Below are 15,723 nucleotides of genomic sequence, written 5' to 3'. Positions count from 1 at the left end.
GAGTGGTCGAGGGGATGAAGAGTTTGCAAAGCAGGGAAACCAGAGATGCCTGGCTGATGATGCTCCCTGCGTTAGTCGTTTTATTGGTCATTGCGGTATATCCGATTTTAAGGACATTTTGGTTGAGTCTGCATGAAATGACGTTAACAAACCCGAGCTCAGGATATCCGTTTGTCGGGCTTAAAAATTATACCGATATATTCCGGGATGAACGAGCGGGTGCTTCGATCTTTTTCACTTTCAAATTCACGATTGCGACCGTTGTATTAGAATTAATCGTTGGTTTTGCGGCGGCGATGATTATGAATAAAACATTCAAAGGCAGAGGTTTGGTTAGAGCGGCGATTCTTATTCCATGGGCGATTCCGACGACCGTATCGGCCCTGATGTGGAAATTTATATATAATGACCAGTACGGTTTGTTCAATGATGTGCTTTCCAGACTTGGAATGATCGACGGGTATAAAGCCTGGTTAAGCACGGAAAGCGGTACATTCATGGCTCTGGTTATTGCGGATGTCTGGAAAACGGCTCCGTTTATGGCGCTATTGATTCTAGCAGGGTTGCAGATGATTCCGGGAGATTTGTATGAATCGGCAAAAATAGACGGTGCGAATTCGTTTCAGTCTTTTGTCAAAATTACGCTGCCTATGGTAAGAAGTACCGTACTTGTCGCTCTGTTATTCAGAACAATCGACGCGTTCCGGGTATTCGATTTGGTATCCGTCATGACCGGCGGCGCAAACGGATCGGAAAGCGTATCTCTATATGCATACGCCCATTTGATGAAATTCCTGAATTTCGGATATGGTTCGGCGGTATCGGTGCTTATTTTCTTATTTGTTTTTGGCATCAGCTTAATTTATATGAAATCAATTGGAAAAGAACTTACTTAATATACCCGGAGAGGAGGGGCGTCCTTTGGATCTGAAAGTATCGAGAACTGTAAAGTCGACCTTATTGTACATGATGGTTTTATTATTTCTAGCCTTCATTTTACTGCCTTACCTATGGCAATTTTTAACTTCGATCAAGCCCCTTGCGGAGATTTCGGCCATCCCGGCCAAATGGATACCTAGCACGATTAACGTAGACTATTACTTCAATGTATTCCAGAAACACCCGTTTGCAAGGTATCTATTGAATAGTGCGATTGTTTCTACAGTTACGACAGTCGTAAGTATTTTAATCGGAGCCTCGGCATCCTATGCTCTTGCTAGATTGCACTTTAAGGGGAAAAAAATCGTCCTGCTGTCCATTCTATCGATTTCCATGTTCCCTACGATTTCGACGGTAAGCCCCTTGTTTTTAATCCTGAAAAACATGAACTTGCTGAATACGTATGCCGGGTTAGTTATTCCTTATACGACATTTGCTTTGCCGTTCTCCATCTGGTTATTAACGAACTTCTTCGGTCAATTGCCAAAAGGATTCGAGGAAGCAGCGACCATCGATGGTTGTTCCAGGCTGCAGACCTTCTTCAAGATTATGCTGCCGCTTATTAAACCCGCCACCTTTTCGGTCGGCCTGTTGGTCTTCATTAACTCCTGGAACGAGTACATTTATAGTTTGACTTTTATGACGGACGACAGCATGAGAACGGTGCCGGTAGGAATCGCGTTGTTCCCCAGCAATTATGAACTTCCATGGGGCGACATGGCTGCCGCGTCGATTGTCGTAACGGTTCCGCTCATCGCTCTGGTCTTAATGTTCCAACAGAAAATCATTGCCGGATTAACCACCGGAGGGATTAAAGGGTAAAACATAAAAGAGGAGAATGAAGATGAGTAAAATCAAATTTGGACTCATAGGTTCGGGCTGGAGAGCCGAATTTTACATTCGTATTGCGAAAGCTCTGCCCGAGAAATTCGAATTAACCGGAGTGGTCATCCGTAATCGGGAAAAAGGGGAAGAATTCGCTGAAAAATTTGGGGTGAAGGTTGTTCAGTCACTCGACGAACTGATGAGAAGCCAGCCGGATTATGTGGTACTGTCCGTCAAAAGAGGATTTGTCAGCGGCTATTTAATAGATTTGTTTAAAAGAGGGATCCCCGTATTGTGCGAGACCCCTCCTGGGGAAACGATAGAGGAATTAGAGGAGCTCTGGAAACAATCTCGCAAATATGATGCCAAGCTGCAGATTGCCGAGCAATATTTTGTACAACCGTTATATGCCGCTTGGTTAAAGGTGATCCAGGACGGTAAGCTGGGAGAAGTCAGCAATATCAATATATCGTCCTTACATGGGTATCATGGCGTCAGTATCATCAGGAAGTTATTGAACGCAGAATCCGGAAATTGCACGATTTACGGGAAAAGGTTTTCCTTCGAGGTGACCGAAACGTACGGACGTGAAGGAATAGTCCAAGATGGAGAGACTTTTTTCTGTACAAGAGACCGTTTGACTTTGGAATTCGACAATGGGAAAGTCGCTTTTTTTGATTTCTCGGATCCGGCGCAGTACCACTCCTTTATTCGAACCCGCCAACTGACCGTACAAGGGGTAAGAGGTGAAATCGACGACCTGACCATCCGTTATCTTTCTTCTGACAACGTGCCGGTGACGCAGGAATTAAACCGAATCGACTTAGGAAATTACAGCAATCAGGAATGGTCCCATTACGGAATCATGCTGGGGGAAGAGTTCGTCTATAAAAATCCATTTAAGAACGCTCGATTGAACGATGATGAAATTGCTGTAGCCACTTGCATGGAACGGATGGGCGAGTACTTGGCTACCGGAATGGAATTTTATTCTTTGAAGGAAGCGCTGCAAGATACTTACCTTGCTTTGATGATGGACGCGGCACTTAAACATCCGAATCTGGAAGTAAGAACTTCGACAAGAATATGGGCTCAGTAGTAAAGCTCGTGATCCTCACCCCGGGAAAAGACGGCGCCATTGTCGATTTGCCGAAGCTGGAAGTCATATAAGGGATGTATGGACTATAGGAGGAATGAATGTGGCAGTCAAAAATCAAGTCCAACTGATCACGTATCCGGATTCGTTGGGAGGTGATCTACGAAGTCTTCATCGCGTTCTTTCCATGCATTTTTCTGATGTCTTCAAGGGTGGGGTTCATATCCTCCCGCCGTTCCCTTCTTCGGGAGACCGGGGGTTTGCTCCGCTGACGTATCTGGAAATCGATCCGAACTTCGGTACCTGGGATGATATGAAGGCGATTGGCGAAAACTTCGACGTATTGGTTGATTTGATGGTGAATCATATATCCCGGCAGTCAGTGTATTTTCAGGATTTTCTCAACAAAGGCCGCGGATCCGAGTACGCCGATTTATTTATAACGCTGGATAAGATTTGGGAAGACGGAAAGCCGGTACAAGAACATATTGAACAAATGTTTTTGCGAAGAGCGAAGCCTTATTCGACGTTCTCTATCAAAGGGACCGGAGAAGAAGAAGGGGTGTGGACGACCTTCGGAAAAGCCGATCCTTCCGAGCAAATCGATTTGGATGTGAACTCTCCTAAAGTCAAGCAGTTGTTTACCGATTTTTTTATGCATTTTAAACAACATGGCGTGAAAATTGTGCGTCTCGACGCTGTCGGTTATGTCATAAAAAAGATGGGGACGAGCTGTTTTTTCGTGGAGCCGGAAATCTATGAATTCCTCGATTGGATCAAGGAACTTGCAGACTCCGTGGACATTGAATTACTGCCTGAAGTGCATGCTCATTACGAGATCCAGTATAAACTGGCGGAGCACGGTTATTGGATTTACGATTTTATATTACCGTATCGCATATTGGAGACGCTTATTAATAAGTCGGGCGAATCTCTGAAGCAGTACCTGAAGACACGACCGCACAAACAGTTTACGATGCTGGATTGCCATGACGGCGTTCCGGTTAAGCCGGATTTGGATGATCTGATCGACACCAAAGAAGCTAGACAATTAGTTGATACTTGCCTGGAAAGAGGAGCGAACCTTAGTCTGATTTTATCGGATGAGCACAAAGCCGAGGATGGTTTTGACGTTCATCAAATCAGGTGTTCATTTTATTCGGTACTAAATTGCGATGATGATGCCTATTTAGCGGCTCGGGCCTTGCAATTCTTTACGCCTGGCGTGCCCCAGGTTTATTATGTCGGGCTATTGGCCGGGGAAAACGATCTTGAAAGTGTGGAAAAATCAGGCGAAGGGCGAGAAGTTAACCGCCATAATTTTAGCCTTGGGGAAATCGAACAATCTTTGGAAAAAACAGCGGTACAAAGACTGCTGAAGCTGATCCGGTTCCGCAATGAGTATGAGGCGTTTAACGGGGGGTTCCAGGTTTTGGACTCCGACGCAGATGAAGTACGGCTTTCTTGGGAGAAAGATAAAATGCGGTGTACCTTGTTCGTAGACCTTAACAGGAATCGGTCGGTCATCGATTATGTAGACGATAACGGCGCTATTCAACAATACATTATATAACAGGGGATGTGCTTGAGATGACAGTATTGCCAATTCATAATCACGGCTTGAACGCAAGCCGGCTTATTTTGGGATGTATGGGGCTTGGCGGAGGATGGAGCCATGATCCCATCCAATCCGAACATGTAAAACAGGCGCAGGAAGCAGTGGAAACTGCTTTGGCCAGCGGCATCCATATGTTTGATCATGCGGATATTTATGCGTTCGGCAAGGCCGAGACCGTCTTTGGTCAAGTGTTAAAGGAAAAACCGGCCTTAAGAGAACAGATGATCATTCAGTCGAAATTAGGAATTCGCTTTCCGGATGAAGCAAACGGCATTCCGGCACGGTACGATTTTTCAAAGGAATATATTTTGGAGAGTGTGGACGGTATTCTTTCCAGGCTGGGAATTGACTACTTGGATGTTCTGCTCTTGCATCGCCCGGATGCGCTCATGGACGCGCGGGAAGTGGGTGAAGCCTTTCATCAGCTAAAAGCGTCCGGAAAAGCCCGTTATTTTGGCGTTTCTAATATGAGCGCCGGACAGATTCGTTTATTACAAAATCATTGCAGCGAAAAACTGGCGGTAAACCAATTGGAGCTGAGCCTCCACAAAATCGGTTGGCTCGAAACCGGCATCCATGTGAACCAAGATGCGGCGCGAAATAATATTTTCCCGGAGGGTACGCTTGAATATTGCCAGACGGAAAACATTCAGCTGCAAGCTTGGGGTTCGCTGGCCAAAGGCTTGTATTCGGGAGCCAGTCTTCAAGACGCAAGCGAGCATGTGAAAAATACGGCTCTACTAGTGAATCGGTTGGCCGAAGAGAAGCAAACTTCACGGGAAGCGATTGTGCTTGCTTGGCTAATGAAACATCCCGCCGCGATTCAACCAATCATCGGCACAACGGATCCTTCCCGGATTCAGGCTTGTGCTGACGCGGAAAACGTCAACTTAAGCCGTGATGAATGGTACGCCTTGTACGTTAGTTCTCGCGGCATAAGCTTGCCTTGATTTTAAAAAGAACGCTTGGGCATTGAGCCCAAGCGTTTTTCTTTTTCTCGTGCACTTAGGGGGCGCGAACGATTCGCGTCCCCATTTTATACCGCGCGAAGAATGCGGATCAATTACTCCGGAAACCACTGCGAAGCCATGGTATAGATAATCTCCGCCATTTCTTTCGCGGATTTGTTTAGGTCATGTTTCAGCCAGTGCTGTATGAGACCGACGCTTCCGGTCACAATGAAGATAAAGTAAAATTCCTTCGTATCCATATTTCCGTTAGGTTCGGCAGAGGGGTTGATACCGCACTCTTGATAGATCAGTGTAATTAGCTGCCTCTGGAAATGAATATCGCCTTGTTCACTCATCAGGACTTGAAGGTGATTGCTGTTCTCGACGAAGTATTGGAAGACCTCCTCCAAAACCTGCAAGGCCTCGTGTCTGCCTGTTTTGATGAGGGTGGCAAGCGACTCCTTTGCCCATGATAAGGCTTCATTCTCGATTTTACGGAGAAGATCGTAGGGGTCCGTATAATGCGCGTAAAAGGTCGTCCGGTTGATATCCGCATTTTCGCACAATTCTTTAATGGTAATTTTGTTGATCGGCTTTATCTTCATGAGTTCGATCAGACTGTCCTGCAGCACCATCCGGGTATATCGCGTTTTTCTGTCTTGCTTCATTTCTTTCATAATGCCAATCCCCCCTCCCTATCAGGCTCCATCGTTTTGATTCAAAATCGACATTTTGAAGGTGAAATGTTGTGAAACCAGCGTTTCAAAATCATCTGATGGTTGTAAAAACAACACGTTGTCTTTAAGCTATTATTTTAACAGAAAAAAGTCAAACACTTGAAGGAGAGAATCAGGTGGCATATATCGAATTCAATCATGTGATAAAAGAATACGCGTCCGAAGGTGTGGCGATCCGGGCGCTCGACGATGCGAGCTTCTCGATCGAAAGAGGCGAACTGGCGGTTATTTTGGGGGCTTCCGGTGCCGGTAAGACCACGGCCTTGAACATATTGGGCGGGATGGATACCGCATCTTCAGGCGATGTCATCGTGGACGGTGAAAACATCTCCAAGTACAACCACAAGCAACTGGTGGGCTATCGCCGTACGGATATCGGCTTCGTATTCCAGTTCTATAATCTGGTGCCGAATTTGACGGCACTGGAGAACGTGGAGCTGGCCGCACAAATTTGCGAGAACTCGCTTAACGCAGCAGAAACGCTGGATAAAGTAGGACTTGGAGATCGTATGAGCAATTTCCCCGCGCAACTGTCCGGCGGCGAGCAACAGCGCGTATCCATCGCCCGTGCCCTTGCGAAAAATCCAAAGCTGCTGTTATGCGATGAACCCACGGGCGCACTGGATTACAATACCGGGAAGCAGATTTTGCAGCTTCTGCAGGATACTTGCCGCCGGGAGAAAATCACCGTATTACTCATTACGCATAACTCCGCCTTGGCCCCCATGGCTGACAAGGTCATTCACTTTAAAAGCGGCAAGGTTGTAAAGACTGCCCGAAATGAGCAGCCTGTACCCATTGCGCAGATTGAGTGGTAAGGCATGAACAAAGCATACCAAAAAGACATCCTGCGCTCTATCCAAAAGGGCTGGAAACGTTTTTTATCCATTATGTTGATCACGGCACTCGGCGTAGGCATGCTGACAGGTCTGTACGCGGCCTGCCTCGATATGTATTACTCCGCGGATAAATTTTATGACGAACAAAAGCTGTTTGACATCCGGGTCTTGTCTACCCTGGGGCTGACCGAAGAAGATGTGAAAGCCTTGGCGCAGGTAGATGGAGTCGAGACTGCGGAAGGCGGGTACAGCGAAACGGCTCATACGGATGTGGATGGAATCCGCAAGAGCACGGAATTAAACGTGTTGAGCCCGAAGGGGTTAAATGCCCCTTTCTTGCTGGAAGGAACCTTGCCAAGCAAAGCGGGGGAAATCGCCGTTACGCAAAAATACCTGGAAGAAAGCGGCAAATCCATAGGCGATACCTTGACCATAAAAGAAGAGGTTGAGGAAGACAGCGACGTTCCTGCCGAAGAGACACCGAAAGTAACTGACGCTAAAGACGTTCCGGACGAGAGCGGTGGCCTTGACCCGGATATGGATTTAGATATGGACCAAGATATCGAGATGGGCCTGGAGGAAAAGAAGGCTCCAACCCTTGCCAATACAAGCTATACCATTACAGGCGCAGTGTTGGATCCGATGGATATCCAGGGGAGCGGCGCCGAAAATATATTCCGTTCTTCCGCATCCACGGACTATACATTTTTTATAACTCCCGAGAATGTGAGCAGCGATATTTATACCGCGGCTTATATTGTTTTGGATGGAACACGGGAGATGGACAGCTATTCCGATGAATATGACCGGGCGGTCCAGTCCGCCATCGGTAATATTGAAAGCCGCATCAAAGCACAGCGGGAGAAAGCTCGTTACGACTCTGTTTTGCAAGAGGCGCGGACGAAACTCGAAGACGCCGAGACTACCATGGATGACAAATTTGCGGAAGCAGACAAGAAATTTGCGGGCGCCTGGGACGATATCGCCCAGGTCAGAAAGGAACTGGCGAATGGCGAGGTTACGCTTGCCGACGAAGAGAAGAAAGCGGCGAAGAAAATTGCCGAGGCCCGTTCGAAAATCAACAGCACCAAGCAGAAACTGGCGAAGGCTGAGGAACAACTGGCAGAGGGCGAAGCCCGGCTAAGAAAAGGCGAGGCCGAGCTGAAGGCGAATGCCCAAAAGATAAAAGAGGGCAGACAGCAGTTGGCAGAAGAGCGGCAGCAGGCTGAAGCACGGTTCGCCGCAGCCGGACGGCAGTTGGATGAGGCCCAGGGACAATTGGATGGGGCACGCATGAAGCTGGAGCCGCAAGTTGCGGGGTTAAAAAGCTCTTATGGCGACTTGTGGCCCGACAAGGAATGGAATGCGCTGGTGAATTCAGCGGCTTCATTGGCAGCAACCGGGGCGGATGAAAGTGATATCGCGGCGGGAACCGGGGCCGAGAGCGCTGCTCTTGCAGGTGCGCTTCCGGGACAGGGGGATGCCGGTGTGCGGGCCGCGCTGGGCATGGGCAAGGTGATCGGCGGCCAGCAGGCGCTTGATGATCAGAAGAGCGCCTATAGGGAGCAAAAGGAATCGGGTCTGCAGAAGTTAGCCAAAGCCGAAGCGAAGCTCTCCGCAGGAGAGACGCAGATCGAAGCTGCCCGCCGGACCATAGCCAGCCAACAAGCGGAGCTTAAAGACGGCAAAGCCGAACTGGCTGACGGAAAGGCCGAACTCTCCAAAGGCGAGGCGAAGTTGAACGCGGAAGAGGCGGATGCCAAAGACAAAATCGCGGATGCCAGGAAAGAGATGGCCGACGGCAAAGAAGAATTGGCTGAAGGCGAAGCGGAGTTAAAGGAACAAGAGCAGGAATACGTCGGTAAAAAGGAAGAGGCCGAACAAAAACTATCCGATGCTTACGCAGAGCTGGACAACTTGGATATGACCCAGTGGTATGTTCAGGACCGGACTTCGATCGACAGCTATTCCAGTCTTACCAGCGACTTGTCCTCCATCGAAGCGGTGGGAAAGGTTTTTCCCGTGATCTTTTTGCTTGTTGCGATTCTCATGAGCCTTACCGCGATGACACGAATGGTGGAGGAAGAACGCGGACTGATCGGGACTTACAAGGCATTGGGGTTTGGAAATGGAGCCGTATATCGCAAATATATTCTGTTTGCCCTTATGGCTTGCCTGCTCGGCGGCGTTTTGGGCGATTTGTTCGGCTTTGTTTTCATGCCTAAATTTGTATCGGTTGTTTTGGAGGAGCTATACAGCCTCCCACAAGTTCATCTTCGTTTTGACCTGCTTTATGGCGTGGGAGGGGTGTTGCTGTTCATCGCGGGGATCGTGGGAGCCACCATACTCGCCTGCCGCAGCGAACTGGTAAAAATGCCTGCAGCTCTCATGCGTCCCAAGGCGCCGCGAGCAGGGGCCCGCGTATTTTTGGAGCGAATCCCCGGGATCTGGAACCGCCTGAAATTTCTGAACAAGGTGACCGTGCGGAATTTGTTCCGGTATAAAAAGCGGCTGTTCATGACGATTGGGGGGATCATGGGCTGCACCGCCCTGATTCTCTGCGGTTTTGCGATTAAGGACTCCATTGTGGACTTGGCGCCAAAGCAGTACGAGAACATCTACCATTATGATTTGATGGCCGTTTTTGAAGATGATGCTAACGATGAGTTGACTGGGCAGATGTCTGCCGACAGCCAGATCGAGGATTACGTGAACCTGCGGATTGAAAGCGTGAAGGTGATCAATGGTAACGAAAAGGGTGAAAAGGTGCAGTTGATGGTGATCCCGGAGGGCGCCGCCTTAAGGGAATATATTAGCATTGAGAATCTGGACGGAAAGCTAATTGATCCGGATGACGAAGGCGTATTGATAACGCGGAGCGCGGCGCGAAGTCTCGGCCTAAAACCGGGCAATACCGTGTCATTACAGGATATGGGGCTTGTGCAGCAGGAGGCGGTCGTATCGGATGTAGTGCAGAATTATCTGGGCAATACCGTATATATGACGCAGAAGCTGTATGAAACCCTGTTTGGCAAGTATGTTTCGAACGGCGTGCTTGCGCATCTGTCGGATGCCGGTACGGATCAGGCCGCTTATGCGGAAACTCTTCTTGAGAACGACTCCGTGCTTTCCGCCGTCAGCACGGCCGCGCTGAGGGCGGATTTCGGATTCGATCTGATCAACGCGGTCGTATTGCTGATCACGGTCATGGCGGGAGGACTCGCCTTTGTGGTGCTGTTTACGCTCTCGAACACGAATATCTCGGAACGCAATCGGGAGCTCGCAACCATTAAGGTGTTGGGGTTCTATGATAAGGAAGTGCACCAATACGTTAATAAAGAATCGCTGATCCTAACTTTAATAGGTATCCTTATTGGATTGCCGGTGGGGCGGATTCTAAGCGGATTCCTCACCACCGCGCTTAATATGCCGGCCATGTATTTCGCCGTGCATGTAGAGCTTGTCAGCTATCTGATTTCAGCCGCGATTACGTTCTGCTTTGCTGTTGTTGTCAATTGGATGACCAATCGCACGTTGAACCGGATCAACATGGTGGAGGCGCTAAAAAGTGTCGAGTAGCCGTAATATAAGAAGATACCCTGATCGCTTTCGCAAGAACAAGTCCTGAAAATAGCAGAGTCGAAGTAAGCCTCCATAGCCAAATGGAGGCTTTTGCAGTTATATCGGCAAGTCCTTGCGCAGATTTGACAATCTAACAGTTGTTAGATAGACTTAAGTTACCTAACAACTGTTAGTCTATATAAGGAGGCCTATGAAACAACCTGAACAAAGTACAAAAAATAGGATTATGGACGCCGCTTTGGACCTGTTTTGCGTAGATGGTTATACCACCGTCTCCATTAGGGATATAGGGAAGGCGGTGGGGATCAAGGAAAGCTCCATTTATTATCATTTCAAGAACAAGGAGGACATTCTGCATTCCCTGTTCGACCAGTCGGAGCAATGGACGCAGATACGCAAAGTCCAGTTTATCCAAGCGCTGGATGCTGCTTCAAGGATCGAGTGCGAGAAATTTGTTTTTGCCGGGGTTGCTTATATGGAGGGCTATTTACTGGAAGGAAAAATCAATAAACTGATTCGGATGCTGACGATAGAAAAGCAAAGAAGTTCCAAGGCGGCCGAAATTTATCGGCAACTTCTCTTTACCGTCCCGCTTGAGCATCATAAGCATGTGTTTACCCGGATGCGGGACAAAGGATTTATGGAAGGAGACGATCCGGAGCTTCTGGCGGCTGAGTATCAATCCATGATTCTGTATGTATTTCACAAATATTTTTCAGGCCCCGGCCTGGCTGAGGATGAGGAAAGGACGGCGGCACGGATTGAGCTGTCTGAACTATTGAGACGCTTTTTCGCTCAGCATATTTGTAAGGAGGAATAGCATATATGAAAATCTACAGAACGCCAAAGGCTGAAGAGAACATCCTAAGAACCTATGACCGTTTGCTTGAAGCATGGGGCACGGAGGTTCTGCCAACCAAGATTCCTACGCGCTACGGCGTTACTCATGTAAATGTGTTCGGTAAAGAGGATGCACCTCCAGTTATGCTTTTTCATGGCGTAGGGGATGATTCCGCCTTGATGTGGATTTACAATGCCGCCGCACTGGCGCCTCATTTTCGATTGTTCGCGGTGGATACGCTGGGCGGGCCCGGAAAGAGTGTGCCCAATGAGAATTATACTAAAGAGTTTGACGACGCGTGTTGGATCGACGACCTATTGGATGGACTCGGGCTTGAACGGATCGATCTGGCCGGTGTTTCGCATGGGGGGTACCTCGTCCAATATTACGCGATCCACAGACCGGAGCGTGTGGGAAAAGTCGTGTCCATGGCCTCAAGCGTGCCTGCCGGAACAGCCGGAAATCCGATGAAAACAATGCTTCGCATATTCCTGCCGGAAGCCCTGTTCCCTACAAAACGGAATGTGATCAAATTGTTAACCAAGCTTACCGGGAAAAACAGTTCCGCTTTTACCGGCAATCCGTTGCTTCTGGAGCATTTTACATACTTATTAAAGGGCTATAACAATATGGCCATGCGTTTTCATAAAGTTAAAGGCTTTGAGGATGAGCAGATCGATAGCATTCGCGGCAAGACACTCTATCTGGTGGGAGAAGCCGATCCTTTTTCCATCCTTGGAGGAAATGCGGCTCTGCAGACATACAAGATGAACAGGCGCATATTCGAGGATACGGGGCATGGAATTAATCATGAAATTGCCGATGAAATCAACGATATCCTCATTGATTACTTCACCCGTTAATGCTGTGAGGGTCTGCATGAACCCGGTCAAGCGTGGCAGGAGGGCAGATGGACAGGATTTCAAACAAATGAAAGCCAAGAAAGATCGCTATCCATTTGCGGTCTTTCTTGAGGGTTTATTCATACACCCATATTCCCGCAATCGGAACATCGAACGGCATGAGGCCCGCCCGCTTACCCCGATGAGCATATGATTTTGACGGTAGTGTCTCATGGCTTGTCGGGTTATTTTGTGGGATATGTGGACGTGAGGGAAGCAAGCCGGATTCTGAATTTACCGGATGACATCGTCTGTCTGTTTTTGCTGCCGGTCGGATATCCCCATGAAGAGCCGACAGAAAAACAGTTGAAGACGATTCGGGAGATATCGTTTGGAAATGCATTCGACTGCGGCGGGGAATACGGGGAAACAACTTGCCGATCCTGTTTTTAAAGCGTATTGTTTTATTGATGATTCATGAAAAGCAGAATGATATCGCTTAGAAACAGGTGAGAATATGGATCGCAAGCAAGTATCGGATCAAATAGTAAACGAAAATCGCAAAGTCTTTGCCTTACTGAGCAATTTCTTGAATAATGCCCCCGACTTCGTCAACAAAGATGAAATCGAAGAGATCGTTGCTTGCGGGGTCTCTTACGAATATGCCTTCGCTGCCATATTAACGGCCGCTTTCGGATTGGATATTGTGGAACGTGCCGAGGATAAGGGCTTGTTCAACAACTATTTTAACCATATGGTTCATAAACTTGAGGCCAACGAATATTATGACAATCCCTATTACAAGAATATCAAGATCCCCACGATAAAAATCGGCAACAGCGAGTTAAAGTATGAACATTATAAATCTTTCGAAGGGTTTGTTTGCGATGACATCGTCCGAACGGAAGCGGGACGACAAATTCCGCAAATCGGATTTTTTGAATCGGAATTCAGGTTTCCGGCCATTTTGGAAAACGGCCGAATCTGGATGACCATTACGCCCAACGAAATAGAAACGATGAAAGAAGCGGTTGATCAAGCGTTCGGCAATGTGCTTACATTTGGACTTGGGCTTGGCTACTATGCCTATATGGCTTCCGAAAAAGATGAGGTCGAAAGCGTTACGGTCGTGGAACTCAATGAAGATGTTATAAATTTGTTCAGCCGATACCTATTGCCGCAATTTAAAAATGCTCATAAGATCAAGCTTATTCAAGCAGATGCTTTTGAATATGCCCGCACGCAGATGCCTACGGAGAAATGCGATTTTGTGTTTACGGATTTATGGCATGATGTGTCCGATGGCATCGACCTGTACTTAAAAATGAAAGAAGTGGAAAAACATCATCGCGATATCGCTTTTTCGTATTGGATAGAGAAGTCTATTTTATGTTATTTATAAAAGTATTTTGAAGCCTGAACTTTCAGGCTTTTTTATTTTACCTAAATCTTGACAGTGTAAAGATATTCCATTACAATCTTTACAGTGTAAAGATTAGAGGGAGGAGGGTTACTGCGAATGAAGGGGAAGCCTTATCACCACGGAAACCTGCGGAGCCAGCTTATAGAGGCGGGAATCAGACTTATTAATGAAGACGGCCTGAAGGGCTTTTCCCTGCGCAAGGTCGCGGGCAAATGCAGTGTAAGCCATGCCGCGCCGTACAGCCATTTTAAGAATATCGACGAGTTGGTTTCCGCTATGGGAGAACATGTGACGGAGCAATTTATGGAGAAACTGCATGCGTCCGTAAGAGGAAGGGAAGACGGCGAAGAAGCCGTTTCACGGCTGGGGCAGGCTTATATTGAATTTTTCATAGAACATCCTGAGTATTTTTCGTTTCTTTTTTATCACTCCGGATTAACCATTGATTTGGACAAGGAGAGCCCGGATGATTATCCGCCATTTGCTTTATTCCGAAAAACGGCCTATCAAATGTTCCGCAGGATGGGCCAGCCGGAAAAAAACGATACCCGGCAATTAATCGGGCTTTGGTCCATGGTTCATGGCATCGCTTCGCTGTTTACTACGAACGGAGTCCGGTATTCCGGAGATTGGGTTGAAGTTTTCACTAAATTAATAGATGTAAGGGAGAGCGAAGCATGAAAATGATAGTACACGATTTACCGCCGCAAGAATTCGCTGCTTTGTACGATGACAAAAAAGAAGACGTAACGGTCATCTCGGACAATGGCACCATTCGCAAATGCACAGGCTGCTTCGGGTGTTGGATCAAAACCCCCGGAGTGTGTGTTCTAAAGGACGAATATCAAAATATGGGCGAGCTTCTTGCCAGATGCGATGAACTGATCATCATCAATAAATGCGTCTACGGAAGCTACAGCCCCTTCATCCTAAACGTGTTGAACAGAAGCATCTCTTACATCCTGCCTTATTTTGTAGTAAAAAACGGAGAAACGCACCATCGAAAACGGTATCCTCAATATTTTGATTTATCCGTGCATTTTTATGGCGACGATATCACCGAGGCCGAGAAAGAAACAGCAAAGGCTCTGGTTGCGGCGAATAGCGTGAATTTCTACTCTCGGAGTTATAAGGTGAATTTTCATAACAAATTACAAGCGGTTAAGGAGGCTTTGGTATGAAAATAGCAATGATAAACGGAAGCCCCAAATTAGGAAAAAATAGTTCATCTATTCTCCTTAGAATCCTTGAGACGCTGATCCCCGACGAACATGAAATCGCACATTATGCCCTTAATAAAAAAGATCTAACCCCGGAGCAGTATAGCGAGCTTTGCCGCATGGACACTCTGGTTTTGGCATTTCCCCTATATGTGGATGGGATCCCGTCTCACTTGTTCAGGATGCTTGTTGGCCTTGAGGAATATTTGAAAGCCGAACGCCAAAATGATATTTACGTTTATGTTATGGTGAATAACGGATTTTTTGAGGGAAAGCAAAATCACATAGCTATCGATATCATTAAAAACTGGTGCCTCCGCTCAGGTCTTCATTTCGGTCACGCCATCGGGCAAGGAGCCGGTGAGATGATGGAATATATCGAAAAAGTCCCCCTCGGCCATGGTCCGCTTAAAAATTTGGGCAGTGCCATGACAACACTCGCAAATCATATCCACTCTCACTCAAGTGGTGAATCCATCCTGATTAGCCCCAATTTCCCGCGCTTCGCCTGGCGATTTGCAGCGACACACACGTTTTGGAATGCCAAAGCAAAAAAGAATGGCCTGAAGAAGAAAGATATCCTCAGAAGGCTTTGAGGAACGTGGGGATATGTAAATATCCCCATTCCCTACTTCTTGTTCGCTCATCCCTCCCACGATTAATCGGCAAAACCATCGCCACCTTAGGCACGCATGGCACCAACCGGAAAGCGATTTCCCTGTATACGCAACTCGGTTACGAACTATACGGGTTTAGGCTGCCGATCGGATATGAAATCGAGTAGCGAATCCATGCCGTTGTTTGTTCACTT

General features: G+C 47.4%; 16 protein-coding genes. 15 read left to right on the top strand and 1 reads right to left on the bottom strand.

Annotated features, from left to right (window positions below):
• The first annotated feature begins 14 nt into the window (after positions 1-14).
• From DFP94_RS12390 to DFP94_RS12370, 5 genes are all read left to right on the top strand, one after another.
• Positions 15-896, top strand: coding sequence for a carbohydrate ABC transporter permease (locus DFP94_RS12390; RefSeq protein WP_114496773.1), 882 nt, complete (start codon positions 15-17; stop codon positions 894-896).
• A 25-nt stretch (positions 897-921) separates the two neighbouring features.
• On the top strand, positions 922-1,761 hold the full coding sequence (locus DFP94_RS12385) for a carbohydrate ABC transporter permease (protein WP_220270911.1): 840 nt from the start codon (positions 922-924) through the stop codon (positions 1,759-1,761).
• A 22-nt stretch (positions 1,762-1,783) separates the two neighbouring features.
• A complete protein-coding gene (locus DFP94_RS12380; protein ID WP_220270910.1) occupies positions 1,784-2,863 on the top strand; it encodes a Gfo/Idh/MocA family protein in 1,080 nt (359 codons plus the stop codon).
• Between the two features lie 100 nt (positions 2,864-2,963).
• Entirely contained in the window at positions 2,964-4,433 is a 1,470-nt protein-coding gene (gene gtfA, locus DFP94_RS12375; RefSeq protein ID WP_114496771.1) for a sucrose phosphorylase, read from the top strand.
• A 17-nt stretch (positions 4,434-4,450) separates the two neighbouring features.
• Positions 4,451-5,428: an aldo/keto reductase gene (locus DFP94_RS12370; protein WP_114496770.1), complete on the top strand. Its 978-nt coding sequence runs from the start codon at positions 4,451-4,453 to the stop codon at positions 5,426-5,428.
• A gap of 113 nt (positions 5,429-5,541) precedes the next feature.
• Here the strand turns inward: DFP94_RS12370 and DFP94_RS12365 are convergent, their stop codons facing one another.
• Positions 5,542-6,105, bottom strand: coding sequence for a TetR/AcrR family transcriptional regulator (locus DFP94_RS12365; protein ID WP_114496769.1), 564 nt, complete (start codon positions 6,103-6,105; stop codon positions 5,542-5,544).
• Between the two features lie 176 nt (positions 6,106-6,281).
• On the opposite strand from DFP94_RS12365, the gene DFP94_RS12360 reads away from it, so the two are divergent.
• The 10 genes from DFP94_RS12360 (at position 6,282) to DFP94_RS25290 (ending at position 15,696) form a co-directional block, all read left to right on the top strand.
• Positions 6,282-6,983 carry an ABC transporter ATP-binding protein gene (locus tag DFP94_RS12360; RefSeq protein WP_114496768.1) on the top strand — a complete coding sequence of 234 codons (702 nt, stop codon included), beginning with the start codon at positions 6,282-6,284 and terminating at the stop codon, positions 6,981-6,983.
• Between the two features lie 3 nt (positions 6,984-6,986).
• Positions 6,987-10,583 carry an ABC transporter permease gene (locus DFP94_RS12355; RefSeq protein WP_114496767.1) on the top strand — a complete coding sequence of 1,199 codons (3,597 nt, stop codon included), beginning with the start codon at positions 6,987-6,989 and terminating at the stop codon, positions 10,581-10,583.
• Positions 10,584-10,776: 193 nt separating this feature from the next.
• Positions 10,777-11,406 (top strand): TetR/AcrR family transcriptional regulator, encoded by a 630-nt coding sequence (locus DFP94_RS12350; protein ID WP_114496766.1) that lies wholly within the window; start codon positions 10,777-10,779, stop codon positions 11,404-11,406.
• A gap of 5 nt (positions 11,407-11,411) precedes the next feature.
• Positions 11,412-12,290, top strand: a complete 879-nt coding sequence (locus tag DFP94_RS12345; RefSeq protein ID WP_114496765.1) for an alpha/beta fold hydrolase — start codon at positions 11,412-11,414, stop codon at positions 12,288-12,290.
• 195 nt (positions 12,291-12,485) lie between these two features.
• The gene (locus DFP94_RS12340) at positions 12,486-12,722 is read left to right on the top strand and encodes a nitroreductase family protein (RefSeq protein WP_147273855.1); all 237 of its coding nucleotides are present in this window, start codon (positions 12,486-12,488) and stop codon (positions 12,720-12,722) included.
• A 64-nt stretch (positions 12,723-12,786) separates the two neighbouring features.
• Entirely contained in the window at positions 12,787-13,671 is an 885-nt protein-coding gene (locus tag DFP94_RS12335; RefSeq protein WP_114496763.1) for a polyamine aminopropyltransferase, read from the top strand.
• 117 nt (positions 13,672-13,788) lie between these two features.
• Positions 13,789-14,373: a TetR/AcrR family transcriptional regulator gene (locus DFP94_RS12330; RefSeq protein WP_114496762.1), complete on the top strand. Its 585-nt coding sequence runs from the start codon at positions 13,789-13,791 to the stop codon at positions 14,371-14,373.
• The gene (locus tag DFP94_RS12325; protein ID WP_114496761.1) at positions 14,370-14,873 is read left to right on the top strand and encodes a flavodoxin family protein; all 504 of its coding nucleotides are present in this window, start codon (positions 14,370-14,372) and stop codon (positions 14,871-14,873) included. The genes DFP94_RS12330 and DFP94_RS12325 overlap by 4 nt, the downstream gene beginning before the upstream one ends.
• Complete coding sequence (locus DFP94_RS12320; RefSeq protein WP_114496760.1) at positions 14,870-15,508, top strand: NADPH-dependent FMN reductase family protein; 639 nt, start codon at positions 14,870-14,872, stop codon at positions 15,506-15,508. Before DFP94_RS12325 ends, DFP94_RS12320 begins: the two co-directional genes overlap by 4 nt.
• A gap of 5 nt (positions 15,509-15,513) precedes the next feature.
• On the top strand, positions 15,514-15,696 hold the full coding sequence (locus DFP94_RS25290) for a hypothetical protein (RefSeq protein WP_147273854.1): 183 nt from the start codon (positions 15,514-15,516) through the stop codon (positions 15,694-15,696).
• The last annotated feature ends 27 nt before the right edge of the window (positions 15,697-15,723 follow it).

The organism is Fontibacillus phaseoli (assembly GCF_003337355.1).
Lineage (GTDB): Bacteria > Bacillota > Bacilli > Paenibacillales > Paenibacillaceae > Fontibacillus > Fontibacillus phaseoli.
This window is presented reverse-complemented; position numbering and strand designations above follow the sequence as displayed.